Here is a 12,927-nt window from a genome sequence, read left to right on the forward strand (position 1 = left end):
TTCAATGGATTGTGGAAAGCCCTAGCGCCGCTCCAAAAAAAACAAAAAATACAGCTACTATTTTGGAACCGATCCTGCTAGCGGATGGCGATGTTATTTTCGAGGCTATCCTGATTGCTATTACGGCATAACAGGAAAGAACGGAGAACTTTATCAGTGCACTTAACATCACGAGAAAAGCAAAAAAATGCAGATCTGGAGTGCCTGACTTCTCAAACTGGGGTAAAAGTGCAGCAAAATAGACGAGCGCCTTTGGGTTACTTATCCCAATAAAAAATGACTGAGACCATTGTCGCCACAGAGAAGGTGTCTTTGGATTCGACTCACATGATCTTACAGTTCCAGTAGTTGTCATGCTTTTCTTGAAGGCTCCGACTCCTAGATAAATAAGGTATACGGCGCCGGCGAGTTTTAATGTGTTGAACATGGTTGGGTGGTTTTCAAAAAAAGTCGCTATACCCAATGATGATATTAAGCCCATGATTAATATCGCAAGCACATCTCCTGAGAGTACTCCAATTGCTTTGAGTGGCCCGTATTTGATGGAGTTGTTAACTAAAAACACTGTGGATGGCCCAGGAGATCCTGCCTGTACCATAGTAATCAAGATGAACGACAGCCACGCATAGGTGGTCATAGGCTAGCCCTCTTCTAGTTGGATAGTCTTTGGAGTTCTATCCGTGACCAATAATGATTTTCTAAAGTTATATTTTTCGCCTAATTAATCGCATAACTAAGATTCAGGCTGTTAACTTTTTCCACACACAGTCGATCAACAAGTCATCTGTATGGTGTTTTTTTTGGAAATCTGTACCAGGATCCGTATGCCATTCTTCAAAAGAGCCAGATAGATAGCGTGGCCCTTGAGGTGCAGGAAGCGTGGCTTGCAAATGGGTAAGGATGAGGTCGGTGACGCGTGGAAATGACCTAAGTGGGTGTAGATAACTATGTTGTTATCGATCGCGCCAGCAGACAGGCCTCTACAAAACAAACCTAGGACTCGCTGACTTTGTGTAGGCAGTCGTGGTGCATGAGTCGCCAGGCGTAACTACACTCCACGAGTGAACTGACCCCACAAAGCTGGACGATTACATGCCTGTACCTAAGCTGCCTGATTTCTGTATTCAACAGGACTCATGCCGTTTAGCGTCAGTCTGATACGCGAGTGATTGTAATACGGGATGTACTGGTCGATGCCTGCATGAAGCTCATCAAGGTCGTTCAGCCAGTCCGCGATACGACTACTGTACCTGCGGTTTGAGGCCTCAATCGACACGAGCCAGTAGGTCGGGTGACCCGCGGTAACTGAAGGCGGTTTAATGCCAGGTGAGCGAGCCAAGTGAGAGGGCCACTTACATCGACTTGACCGGTCCAGGTGATCCCCAGGAAGCATTTGAAGCAGGTTTTCTGCTGCGGTTGCAGCAGACGCTGATCATGCGGCGTGAAGCCGTCACCTCCCAATCAACCAGCCTTGATGCCTGAGTCTGTAATTGACGTTTGAGACTTTGCTTTTCCCGCCAAAACCTCCGATCTAGCGATCTTTGATCGCGCCGGTCGGAGGGTTCACTCGTTTTTTCTCGAAGCCACCGCTATCCACCGTCTCATTTCATTATCTGATTAGCACCACGCTTTCCTTTCCCCGTCAGTAATTGCCCTCGATCTCTATCGAGTGCAATGCAGTTTCGACGTCAGAGCCGAGCTTGTCTTAGGGATATGGCTATAGATGGCGACAGCGGCGACAGCGGCGACAACGCATGTAGAACGTGGTCTGGAGCATGGCGACAAAAGTGGCGACAGTCGCCACTTTTTGCTCGCTTTGGCCGGGATGCTTGACCACCTTTTCGAGCGGGTATAAAAATTGGCGCACGGATCGCTGTCGTTGACAGCACCAGCCCAGGTAGCCAGAACCTTTAAGGCTACGCCACTTGTGTGGTGGTTCTTCCGAAGTGCGATTAGCGTCCGGCGGCTCGCACGGTCACTCCCCAAGAGTGATGGATGCCTACTCGACCGATCTGCCCACTGCGGCAGACGATGGACCTTCCTCGCTGCACTGCAGCAACCTCACCTCTCGGCACACTTCGCTGCGCCAATCCGCGCCCGTCTCTTTCTCCTTGAAAGAGACGGGCGCTCGTACCACTGCTGCAAGCCACGTCGTACAAGGCATTGCCGCAACTCTCCTCGTGACAATCGGCCTGACAAATCCGATTCGTCGCCATCCGCAATAACACAGGCACCGGTGCCGCAGCCTAAGGAAAGGCTGCACCTGACTGACAGTCAGGCATGCCCCAGGTGTCGATGTTGTTGCCTTCTCCCACTCAGGATCTCCAGGTGCCGAACTCGTCAGTCGGCACAGCCTCCACCCGCCCGTGTCTTTGGATACGTCAAGGAGGTCAGGTTCATGGGGTCATGCCCTCGCTCCCGGTCGTATGGAGCCGTGCGTTCCACGTCAGTGAACACCTCACAGGCCGCAGGGGCCTTGATCCCTGATAACACTCAACAGCCGTGGCGGGACTACGTGAGGACAACCAGCAATTACCGAGGAGAGGGCCCATGCAGCAGTTAGATCCGAAGCTTGAACTACCACGACCGCCTCGACCGCTGATTGAGTCAAACCCCGTGGCCGAGCCTTATCCGGTCCAGGCACTGGGTGGAATTCTTGGGCCTGCGGTTGAGCGCATGGCCGAGGTCATCGGCGTGCCCCAGGCACTGGCCGCACAATCGGTCTTGGCTGCCTCGGCGCTGGCCACTCAAGGTCATGCGGGCTTGCAACTCGATGGACGAAATTACCCCCTGTCGCTGTTCCTGATTACAGTGGCCGCGTCAGGTGATCGCAAGACCGCGGCAGATCGTTTTGCATTGCTGCCAGCACGGCAATGGGAGCGTGAGCAGTGGCAGCGCTACCGTGAACAACTCGCCCGGTACCGTGTCGCGCAGCGACAGGCGCAGCGTATCAACCCTGGCGATCCCGACCCCACAAACGGCGTACCGCTTGAAGCGGAGCCCTCTGCACCTAGGCTGATCACCACGGATCCGACTATCGAGGCCCTGATCAAGGGACTCTGCCATGACTTGCCGAGCATGGGCCTGTTCTGTGACGAGGGGGGACAATTCCTCGGTAGCAGCACCATGAGTCGAGATAACCGTTTGAAAGCGGTTACGACCTTGTCGTCACTCTGGGACGGCAGTCCGATAGATCGCGCGCGGTCCATGGTGGGTGAAAGCTTGCGAGCTTACGATCGACGCTTAAGCCTGCACCTGATGCTGCAACCGTATCTAGCCATGCAGTTACTCAGTGACCCGTTGCTGCAGGGGCAAGGCATTCTCGGTCGCTGCCTCATGACCTGGCCCACCAGCCTGGCCGGACAACGTAGCTATCAGGCTGTCGACTTGTCCAAAGACGCCGCCCTAAAGCGCTATCACCACCGTCTTTCGGCGCTGTTTGATCAGCCGTGGTCACTTACATCTGACGGTGCTCTGCAGCTATCACCGCTGACCCTCAGTCCGTTGGCCCGGCGTCGTTGGATTGATCTGCATGATGCCATTGAAGCTGAGTTGGGTGAGTTTGGCGAGTTGGCCAGCGTGCGGCCTAGCGGATCGAAGGCCGCCGACAACCTGCTGCGCGTCGCCGGCATCCTGGCAGTTGTGGAGGAGAGCAGCGTCGTGGAGGTCGATCATATCCAACGCGCCTCTGCTTTAGTCGGTTACTACCTCACCGAGATCCAACGCCTGACCGAGCAGGAACCGGTGTGCAGGGTTAAGGAGGAGGCGGACCGCCTGCTGCGCTGGCTGCAGGTCAAGGAGTGGAAGCGCTTCAGTATTCGGGAGCTGAATCGCAACGGTCCCCGCTTTGCCCGCAAGAGCAGCCGTCATGCCGCCCAGTTGCTGGTGGAGTTGATTGATCATCAGTGGTTGATCACCGATGGTCAAACCTTCGAGGTGCGCCATGTTCAATCTTGATGAAGCGCTGCGTAACCATCTGGCTCAGCGCCAAAAGGAGCCGAAAGCGCGGTTTGTCGCCGCGAGTGTCGCCACTTTGTCGCCACGTTCAAAGGCAGACAAGGCAAGGGTTGTCGCCGCTGTCGCCGCTGTCGCCGATGTCGCCACCCTCCGAAAAACGATCACCTCGACGACAGCCATCATCCAATGGTTGAAAGAGGAGGGCGCGCATCTCTACGTCACCGACAACACGCTGTGTTTTCGCCCGACTGATTGGGCCCAGTTCGCGATCGTGAGTGCGCACTGGCGAGCCCTTTTGCGTGATCTCGCCGCGGTCGATCAGGACCAGAAAAATGGCTCGGGTCGGTAATCGAGCGGGGCGCAATTTCGGCTTCGGTCGCCAGCTCAGCTATGCCGGACCGCAAGCCCTGAAAGATCTGTTTGGTGGCGGTCATTTTGCGACCGTCAAAGCCCATAGCGATCGCTGGCAGGCATTCGTGCAATGGTGTCGATCCGATAAAGGACCAGGACTCAATGACGCGCGACAGATCGACCGTGACATCCTCATGCGCTACGCCACTTATGTGCGTGAGCAGGTTGATCAGGGCAACGTCGGCATCGCCACCGCGCAAAACCGCCTGTCCAGCGTGAACCGAACGATGGCCGCGCTGCGCGGTGATCAGTACGTCAAAATCCCCAGTCCGAGCAAGGCGCTAGGCCTACAGCGTTCAAGCGTGCGTAGTGAGGCACCGCAAGGCCAAGACCGTGTGCAAGTCAGACTGATTGCGCAAACGCTGTCAGAGCGACAGCAATCGAGGGTGAGTGCCATTGTGCTCTTAGCTCGGGAGACCGGCATGCGCCTGCGTGAAGCGATCTTGGCGGACCTGCCACGGCTGCAACGAGAGGCTCAACGACTGGGCAAGATCAACATCCAGGAAGGCACCAAGGGCGGTCGATCAGGTACATCGGCACCGCGTTGGATTGCGGTCACGGATCAAGTTCGTGGCGCCCTGGATAGAGCCAGTGAGGTCTCACCCAGTGGCAGTCGGAATTTGTTGGCGCCCGACGAAAGCTACAAAGACTTCATGCAGACAGTCGTGCGACCGGCGCGGGACCTCCTGCATGAGCATGGATTAAAAGGCTTTCATGAGCTGCGGGCGGCTTACGCCTGTGAGCGCTATGAACAACTGACCGGCTTCTCCGCGCCCATCAATGGCGGTCGTGGTCATCGAGAGGATCGAGCACTCGATCAGCGTGCACGCCAGCAGATCAGCCACGAGTTGGGGCATAACCGCATCGACGTGGTGAGTGCCTACGTCGGAGGTCGTCGATGAAAGCCGAGTTCGATATGGCGTTGTTTCTGAGTCCGGTGCTCAAAGGTGCGCATGCCACGCGGCAGCGGCACATCAGGCAAGCAGAAAGGATGCAAGAGGTAATTCGTGAGCGCTGGAGTTGCGCAACGCCCTGGTCCTGGAAGGAAAAGCACACCAGATGGTTTTTAGAGCACTGTCTGCGTTGCTCTGCGCCAGCGACTGTTTACTACTACGAATTAACAGCAGGGTTGATTCGTCGAAGATGTGAAGGCCGTTCAGCTGACTATCAGCTCAATATGGATAAGCGCTCCCCAAACCATAACGGTAAATAAGCCAAATACTCTGCTTCAAGCTGACTCTCCCAGGGCCCTCTACGGAAGTGCTTCGTTGGGTTGAGGGGTAGGAGATCGCTGTTTGTAAGGAATTATAAGCGGGGCGGTAGGAGTGCTAATCAGCCATGAAAATACGGTCGGTACCTAGCAATCTCGCGATTGATCCGCATAAAAGCCCCTCGGGACTGACACCGCCGATGGTGACGCTAGAGGCGTTACTGATTTTGTATTTTTACGGTCTGGAAGGTTGTCGCCTACTTTTGTCTCGAAACGCTGAAATGGGCTCCATCAAGGTTTACATAGGATGCAGGTTATAGAAACAACGCTCTCACGAGGGGATTCATCCAGTCCTTGAGTTGCTCGGGCAGCGGGTCGATACAACCTGACATCGGGCTAAATTGAGCCTCATAGGGGGATGTGGGTTGTCGACAAGACCTGGCGCAACCCCATGAACGAGCGAATCTGGCGAACCCCGGGCAGGTAAAGCAATTGCTCCGCGTGGAGCCGGTTGAAACTGTTGCTGTCCTTGGTTCGTATCAACATGAAGTAGTCGAATTCCCCCGTCACCACATGGCATTCCATGCAGCCGGACACCTTTTGCGCCGCGGCTTCGAAGGCTGCGAAGGATTCCGGCGTCGAGCGGTCCAGTACCACGCCGATCAACACCACCATCCCTGCATCGAGCGCTTGATTGTCCAGCAACGCGACAATGCCCTTGATCAGGCCCGCCTGCTTGAGGCGTTCGACTCGTCGCAGGCAGGCCGGCGCGCTCAGTTTCACCTTCTCGGCGAGCGCCACATTGGAGATAGAGGCGTCTCGCTGCAGGGTCTTGAGAATGGCGCGGTCGGTCCGGTCCAGCGGGTGCGGCTCCGCACCTGAAGTGCCGGGTTTCTTGTGATTATTTGTTGCGCTCATATTGGTTTCTACACAATAAAAATATGTTTTAAGTAGTGATCGATGATTTATGTTTCTTTAATGGATTGAAACTTGCAACACATATTTTCAGCTTTGTTCTTAATATTGAACTCGTCGGAGCCCCTCTGAAAGAACCTGGAACGCAGCCTTTTTGCCTTTCGGTCTGGCGCTTGGATATCCAATAAACAAGGAGCAGAGTCATGAACCTGAATCGTTTTAAACGTTATCCGCTGACCTTCGGTCCTTCTCCGATCACGCCCTTGAAACGCCTCAGCGAACACCTGGGCGGCAAGGTCGAGTTGTATGCCAAACGTGAAGACTGCAACAGTGGCCTGGCCTTCGGCGGCAACAAGACGCGCAAGCTCGAATACCTGATTCCCGAGGCACTCGAACAGGGCTGCGACACCCTGGTCTCCATCGGCGGGATCCAGTCGAACCAGACCCGGCAGGTCGCCGCCGTCGCTGCCCACCTCGGCATGAAGTGTGTGCTGGTGCAGGAAAATTGGGTGAACTACTCCGACGCCGTGTATGACCGGGTCGGCAATATCGAGATGTCCCGCATCATGGGTGCGGACGTACGACTGGACGCTGCAGGGTTCGACATCGGTATTCGGCCCAGCTGGGAGAAGGCCATGAACGACGTGGTGGAACGGGGTGGCAAGCCGTTCCCGATACCGGCGGGTTGTTCCGAACATCCCTACGGCGGGCTCGGGTTCGTCGGCTTTGCCGAGGAAGTGCGGGAGCAGGAAAAACAACTGGGGTTCAAGTTCGATTACATCGTGGTCTGCTCCGTCACCGGCAGTACCCAGGCCGGCATGGTCGTCGGTTTCGCCGCGGACGGCCGTTCGAAGAACGTTATCGGCATTGATGCCTCGGCCAAGCCCGAGAAAACCAAGGCACAGATCCTGCGTATCGCCCGGCACACCGCTGAGCTGGTGGAACTGGGTCGTGAGATCACCGAAGACGACGTGGTGCTCGATACACGCTTCGCCTACCCGGAATATGGTTTGCCCAACGAAGGTACGCTGGAAGCCATTCGTCTGTGCGGTAGCCTTGAAGGTGTGTTGACCGACCCAGTGTATGAAGGCAAATCCATGCACGGGATGATCGAAATGGTCCGCCGTGGCGAGTTCCCCGAAGGCTCGAAAGTGCTTTACGCACACCTGGGCGGGGCACCTGCGCTGAACGCCTACAGTTTCCTGTTCCGCAACGGCTGATTAACGCCAATAACCTGTAGGCGCGAGCTTGCTCACGAAGCGGTGGGTTAGTCGGCATCAATGTTGAATGTCACGGCCACATCGTCGGATCACCGCCCGGAGCAAGCTGCTCCTACCAAACTGCCGGGAGTACCACCATGCATGCGATATCGCAATCCGCAGTCTGGATCAAGGAGCCTTCGGCGGATGCCGGAGTGGTCATCGTGACCAGCGCCGCGTTGCCCAAATACATGATCGACAAGCTGCACGTGGCGATAGATGACTGGGACCAGGTGGCTTATCTAGCCGTCAAGCAATCCGAGGAGTTGATGGTCGACTGGTTGCGGGTCGGGTCTAGCCCGGAGCAATCTGCTGGGGGCTACGCGTGTTATGCCAGCCACCTGTTGCGCTCCGTCTCCCACGGCAGTTTTTTACTGGATGTCGAAGTCGGCACGGTTCCCGGCTTGACCTGGCTGGGGTCCGTGCGCGGTCACCCGTTGCGCGTCGTCGAACTGGGAACGATAGCCTCATCCACCGCAGCGATGGATCAACAGGTAGAACAAGTGCTTTCGGCGACCCGCCGTCTGGCGAAAAGCGTGCTGCAGGCGCGCGGCGTCATTTAGCCAGTGTCCTCGCCAATTCGCCTGTTGAATCAACCACTCCAAACAACAAAGGCAACGCCTATGAGCCAAGCTGCCGACTGTCATACCAACGCCCTGAAGTGGATGCGCGAGCCTTCAAATTGCACACGTATCGTGGTCATCGCGTGCGGGCTTGATAGCGATCATATTGACTTGATCCATCAGGGTTTCAGCTGTTTTGACAATGTGGCACTGATCCATGTCGATGCTGTGAACACGATGCCTGGCCAGCTCGCTGAAGTGCGAGTGGCCAAGGGTGACTACTGTTTTGTCGTGCTCGGTGAACTGGATGAGCGTTTATTGCACGACCTTTCCATTGGTCAGCCCTGCATCTACCCGATTGCTTCAGACGGGGCGGCCGAACGTTCGGTCATTGCGGCAGTAGAACAGGTGAAAAGCCTCGCCCGAGTGAACCGTTCGCACCACCTTGAAGTGTTATCCGACACCTGCAGGAGTTGCTCATGAGCCCGTCCGATATCCAGACCCAATTGCCGGGCCAGACAGCTGAAGATGCACAGGAAATGGCCGAGTGGCGGGAGGCGTTGCTGTCCGTCATTGCCCACGGCGGCACGGTCCGGGCAAAACAGATCCTCGACATGCTGGTGGCCGTGGCCAGCACTTCCGAGATCGGTTGGCGGCCCAGCCACGGCACGCCCTATATCAATACGATCAGCGTCGAGCAGCAGCCGGTGTTTCCGGGCGACCTGGCGCTGGAAGAGCGACTGGCTTCGATCATGCGCTGGAACGCGCTGGTCATGGTCGCCAGAGCCAACCAGGCCTATGGGGAACTGGGCGGCCACATCGCCAGTTACGCCAGCGCCGCCGATTTGTTTGAAGTGGGCTTCAACCATTTTTTCAAGGCGCGCACCGACACTCGCGGCGGTGATCTGGTGTTTTACCAGCCGCACTCGGCACCGGGCGTTTATGCGCGGGCCTTTCTGGAAGGGCGCCTCGAGGAGCAGGATCTGCAACATTATCGGCAAGAGATCGGCGCGCGCGCCAATGGCGCCCGGGGTTTGTCGAGTTACCCGCACCCGTGGTTGATGCCGGACTTCTGGCAGTTCCCGACGGGCTCGATGGGCATCGGTCCGATCAGCTCGATCTACCAGGCGCGTTTCATGCGTTACCTGGAGCACCGCGGCCTGCAAAATACCTCGGGGCGGACCGTCTGGGGGGTGTTTGGCGACGGTGAAATGGATGAGCCGGAAAGCATGTCGGCGCTGACCCTGGCGGCGCGTGAAGGGCTGGATAATCTGGTGTGGGTGGTCAACTGCAACCTTCAGCGCCTGGACGGTCCGGTGCGTGGCAACGGTCGCATCATCGATGAGCTGGAGGCGCTGTTCGGCGGGGCCGGCTGGAACGTCATCAAACTGGTCTGGGGCTCCGACTGGGACGGATTGTTTGCCCGGGATAAAGACGGCGCGCTGGTCCGGGCATTGTCGGCAACGGTCGATGGCCAGTTCCAGACGTTCGCGGCCAAGGATGGGCGCTTCAACCGTGAGCATTTCTTTGGCCAGAACGAAGCCCTGGCGCATTTGGCTCAAGGCCTGACCGACGAGCAGATCGACCGCCTCAAACGCGGTGGTCATGACCTGGTGAAAATCTTTGCCGCGTATCAAAGCGCAATGCTCGAGGGCAAGAAGCCTACGGTGATTCTGGCGCAAACCAAGAAAGGCTTCGGCATGGGCGACGCCGGGCAGGGCAAGATGACCGTGCACCAGCAGAAGAAACTCGACAAGGACGCCTTGATCGCCTTCCGCAACCGCTTCAATTTGCCGCTGACCGATGAACAGGCGACCTCGCTGAGCTTCTTCAAACCTGCTACCGACAGCGCGGAAATGCGTTACCTGCACGAACGTCGCCGGGCGTTGGGCGGGTACATGCCGTCGCGGCCCACCACTTCGGCGTCGTTGGTTGTGCCTGACGTCAACAGCTACGCCGGGTTTGCCATCACCGCCGAAGGCAAGGAAATGTCCACCACCATGGCCTTCGTGCGGATGCTCAGCGGTTTGCTGCGGGACAAGCAACTGGGGCCGCGCATCGTGCCGATCGTGGCGGATGAAGCGCGTACCTTCGGCATGGCCAGCCTGTTCAAGCAGATCGGCATCTACTCCAGCGTGGGGCAGCGTTATGAGCCGGAGGACATTGGTTCTATCCTGAGTTATCGAGAAGCCCTGGACGGGCAGATTCTCGAAGAGGGCATCAGCGAGGCCGGCGCCATCAGCTCCTGGGTGGCTGCCGCGACCAGCTACTCGGTGCATGGCCTGCCGATGTTGCCGTTCTACATCTATTACTCGATGTTCGGCTTCCAGCGCATCGGCGACCTGATCTGGGCAGCGGCAGATCAGCGTGCTCGCGGGTTCCTGCTCGGCGCCACCGCGGGGCGCACGACCCTGGGCGGCGAAGGTTTGCAACACCAGGACGGCAACAGCCATTTGATGGCGTCGATGGTGCCCAATTGCCGTGCCTACGACCCGGCGTTCGCCAGTGAGTTTGCGGTGATTCTGGACCACGGCATGCGCCAGATGCTGGAGCGTCAGGTCGACGAGTTTTACTACGTCACGTTGATGAACGAGAACTACCCGCAGCCGAATCTTCCCGAAGGTGTCGAGCAGGCGATTATCAAGGGCATGTACCTGTTCGCCCGACATGAAGTCGAAGACGCGAGCGGCAGCGTTCAGCTGTTGGGCTCCGGCACGATCCTGCGGGAGGTGATCGCGGCGGCCGAGTTGTTGGCCCGCGACTGGAACATCGACAGCGAAGTCTGGAGCGTCACCAGCTTCACCGAGCTGGCCCGGGATGCCCGGGAAGTGGAACGCTGGAACCGCCTGCACCCCGGACAAACCGCTCGGCACAGTCATGTTCAGGAGTCGCTCAACGACACGGCGCCGATCATTGCCTGCACCGATTACGTGCGCGCCTTGCCCCAGTTGATCGCCAGTTATCTCGATGCCCGTTACACCGTGCTCGGCACCGACGGCTTTGGTCGCAGTGATACCCGCAACCAGCTGCGCAGGTTCTTCGAAGTGGACCGCCATCAGGTCGTCTTGAGCGCACTGACTGCACTGGTGCATGAGGGGCATCTGGACGCCAGTGTCTGTGCCGAGGCGATTGAGCGCTACGCCATTGACGTTGACGCAGTAGTCCCTTGGGACGCTTGAAACCGGCTTCAGACAGAATCGAATTTTTAGGAAACGGTTATGAAGAATGTGCATGAAGTTCGAATGCCCGACATCGGCGATGCCAAGGATGTCGGTGTCATTGAAATCCTGGTCAAGGCGGGCAATGCGGTAGTCGAAGGGCAGCCCCTGATCATCGTCGAGACCGACAAGGCGTCCATGGAGATTCCTTCGCCGCAAGCGGGCGTGTTGCAATCATTGGCGGTCAAGCTGGATGACAAGGTCAGCGAAGGATCGTCGATTGCCTTTATCGAGATTGATCGGCCATTGTCAGTGCTTCCACAACCGGATATCGCACCTGTAGCCGAAGCTGTTGCAACCTGCGCCGAACCCGAGCGGGTCGTTGCGACACCATCGCCAACTGAAACCAATGGTTCACTAACGGACTTGCCGCTGGCATCGCCCTCGGTGCGTAAGTTCTCTCGGGAACTGGGTGTTTCACTCAAGGCCATTCAGGGCACGGGAGCGCGTCATCGCATCACTAAGGATGATGTCCTGGCCCATGTAAAAGGGGCTCTGACCGCCCAGGCGCCGGCGGCCAATGCTCAGCCGTTGGGTGGTTTATTACCTTGGCCGGTGGTTGATTTCGCCAAATATGGGCCGGTGGAAAGCAAGGCGCTGTCCCGGATCAAGACAATCAGTGGCGCTAACTTACACCGCAATTGGGTGATGATTCCTCACGTTACCAATCATGACGATGCGGATATCACATTGCTGGAACAGTTCCGTGTGCAGATGAACCAGGAAAAAGCACAAGGCGGAATAAAGATCACGTTGCTGGCCTTGTTGATGAAAGCCTGTGCGGCGGCGCTGAAAAAGTTTCCGGAGTTCAATGCCAGCCTCAATGGCGACGAACTGGTGTTTAAGCGTTACTTCCATATCGGGTTTGCCGCCGATACGCCGCAGGGGTTGGTCGTTCCTGTGATCAAGGATGTAGACCAGAAAGGCGTGCTGGCGATTGCGCGGGAAATGTCAGCGCTTGCTGAGAAGGCTCGTGCAGGTAAGTTGAGCGTTAGCGATATGAGTGGCGGCTGCTTTTCCATCTCATCGTTGGGCGGGATTGGCGGGACCTATTTCACGCCGATCATCAATGCGCCCGAGGTCGCCATATTGGGGGTGGGTAAAAGCAGGGAAAGACTGGCGATGGAAGATGGGCAAGTGGTCACGCGGAACATTCTGCCATTGAGCCTGAGCTGGGATCATCGCGTGATCGATGGCGCCGCCGCCGGGCGTTTCAATGCCTATCTGGGCAGTGTGCTGGCGGATTACCGCAGGCTTGTTTTGTAGTCTGAAAGTGACGGTTTGGTTGAGCCGTTTATAGATTTTTCGTTTGTCATCGCGTTGATCTACGAGGCGCTGTAAATCACCCCCTGTTGCGATGCTCATCATCTGGAAGGTACGGATAAATTGGTGGA

11 protein-coding genes and 1 pseudogene are annotated in these 12,927 nt (G+C 57.0%); 9 read left to right on the forward strand and 3 right to left on the reverse strand.

Translation table 11 applies throughout. The annotated features are described in order from the left end of the window. Position 1: 1 nt before the first annotated feature. Positions 2–637 (reverse strand): LysE family translocator, encoded by a 636-nt coding sequence (locus tag J3D54_RS17555; protein WP_253420680.1) that lies wholly within the window; start codon positions 635–637, stop codon positions 2–4. 465 nt (positions 638–1,102) lie between these two features. After that, positions 1,103–1,216, reverse strand: a pseudogene (locus J3D54_RS17560) (IS3 family transposase); the annotation flags it as partial. A 1,334-nt stretch (positions 1,217–2,550) separates the two neighbouring features. Here J3D54_RS17560 and J3D54_RS17565 point away from each other — a divergent pair. From J3D54_RS17565 to J3D54_RS17580, 4 genes are read left to right on the forward strand one after another with little or no spacing between them, the layout of a single operon-like run. Continuing rightward, entirely contained in the window at positions 2,551–3,957 is a 1,407-nt protein-coding gene (locus J3D54_RS17565; protein WP_253420683.1) for a YfjI family protein, read from the forward strand. Continuing rightward, positions 3,944–4,306: a hypothetical protein gene (locus J3D54_RS17570; RefSeq protein WP_253420686.1), complete on the forward strand. Its 363-nt coding sequence runs from the start codon at positions 3,944–3,946 to the stop codon at positions 4,304–4,306. Before J3D54_RS17565 ends, J3D54_RS17570 begins: the two co-directional genes overlap by 14 nt. Further along, the gene (locus tag J3D54_RS17575) at positions 4,290–5,270 is read left to right on the forward strand and encodes an integrase domain-containing protein (protein WP_253420688.1); all 981 of its coding nucleotides are present in this window, start codon (positions 4,290–4,292) and stop codon (positions 5,268–5,270) included. The genes J3D54_RS17570 and J3D54_RS17575 overlap by 17 nt, the downstream gene beginning before the upstream one ends. After that, positions 5,267–5,581 (forward strand): hypothetical protein, encoded by a 315-nt coding sequence (locus J3D54_RS17580; RefSeq protein ID WP_217857989.1) that lies wholly within the window; start codon positions 5,267–5,269, stop codon positions 5,579–5,581. Before J3D54_RS17575 ends, J3D54_RS17580 begins: the two co-directional genes overlap by 4 nt. Before the next feature lie 405 nt (positions 5,582–5,986). On the opposite strand, the gene J3D54_RS17585 is transcribed toward J3D54_RS17580, so the two are convergent. Beyond that, positions 5,987–6,496, reverse strand: a complete 510-nt coding sequence (locus tag J3D54_RS17585; protein ID WP_217857988.1) for an Lrp/AsnC family transcriptional regulator — start codon at positions 6,494–6,496, stop codon at positions 5,987–5,989. Between the two features lie 200 nt (positions 6,497–6,696). Here J3D54_RS17585 and J3D54_RS17590 point away from each other — a divergent pair, with 200 nt between their 5' ends. From J3D54_RS17590 to J3D54_RS17610, 5 genes are all read left to right on the forward strand, one after another. After that, a complete protein-coding gene (locus tag J3D54_RS17590) occupies positions 6,697–7,713 on the forward strand; it encodes a 1-aminocyclopropane-1-carboxylate deaminase (protein WP_024077475.1) in 1,017 nt (338 codons plus the stop codon). A gap of 137 nt (positions 7,714–7,850) precedes the next feature. After that, positions 7,851–8,315, forward strand: a complete 465-nt coding sequence (locus J3D54_RS17595) for a transketolase (protein WP_217857987.1) — start codon at positions 7,851–7,853, stop codon at positions 8,313–8,315. A gap of 60 nt (positions 8,316–8,375) precedes the next feature. Beyond that, positions 8,376–8,798, forward strand: coding sequence for a hypothetical protein (locus J3D54_RS17600; RefSeq protein WP_253420691.1), 423 nt, complete (start codon positions 8,376–8,378; stop codon positions 8,796–8,798). Then, entirely contained in the window at positions 8,795–11,494 is a 2,700-nt protein-coding gene (mdeB, locus tag J3D54_RS17605) for an alpha-ketoglutarate dehydrogenase (protein ID WP_253420694.1), read from the forward strand. The genes J3D54_RS17600 and mdeB overlap by 4 nt, the downstream gene beginning before the upstream one ends. Before the next feature lie 39 nt (positions 11,495–11,533). Next, positions 11,534–12,799, forward strand: coding sequence for a dihydrolipoyllysine-residue acetyltransferase (locus J3D54_RS17610; protein ID WP_253420696.1), 1,266 nt, complete (start codon positions 11,534–11,536; stop codon positions 12,797–12,799). Positions 12,800–12,927: the final 128 nt, after the last annotated feature.

Source organism: Pseudomonas sp. GGS8, assembly GCF_024168645.1.
GTDB lineage: Bacteria > Pseudomonadota > Gammaproteobacteria > Pseudomonadales > Pseudomonadaceae > Aquipseudomonas.

Coding starts and splice junctions, on each gene's coding strand:
- mdeB (WP_253420694.1), top strand. CDS start 8,795: ATGAGCCCGTCCGATATCCAGACCCAATTGCCGGGCCAGACAGCTGAA.
- J3D54_RS17570 (WP_253420686.1), top strand. CDS start 3,944: ATGTTCAATCTTGATGAAGCGCTGCGTAACCATCTGGCTCAGCGCCAA.
- J3D54_RS17595 (WP_217857987.1), top strand. CDS start 7,851: ATGCATGCGATATCGCAATCCGCAGTCTGGATCAAGGAGCCTTCGGCG.
- J3D54_RS17555 (WP_253420680.1), bottom strand. CDS start 637: ATGACCACCTATGCGTGGCTGTCGTTCATCTTGATTACTATGGTACAG.
- J3D54_RS17565 (WP_253420683.1), top strand. CDS start 2,551: ATGCAGCAGTTAGATCCGAAGCTTGAACTACCACGACCGCCTCGACCG.
- J3D54_RS17590 (WP_024077475.1), top strand. CDS start 6,697: ATGAACCTGAATCGTTTTAAACGTTATCCGCTGACCTTCGGTCCTTCT.
- J3D54_RS17575 (WP_253420688.1), top strand. CDS start 4,290: ATGGCTCGGGTCGGTAATCGAGCGGGGCGCAATTTCGGCTTCGGTCGC.
- J3D54_RS17600 (WP_253420691.1), top strand. CDS start 8,376: ATGAGCCAAGCTGCCGACTGTCATACCAACGCCCTGAAGTGGATGCGC.
- J3D54_RS17585 (WP_217857988.1), bottom strand. CDS start 6,496: ATGAGCGCAACAAATAATCACAAGAAACCCGGCACTTCAGGTGCGGAG.
- J3D54_RS17610 (WP_253420696.1), top strand. CDS start 11,534: ATGAAGAATGTGCATGAAGTTCGAATGCCCGACATCGGCGATGCCAAG.
- J3D54_RS17580 (WP_217857989.1), top strand. CDS start 5,267: ATGAAAGCCGAGTTCGATATGGCGTTGTTTCTGAGTCCGGTGCTCAAA.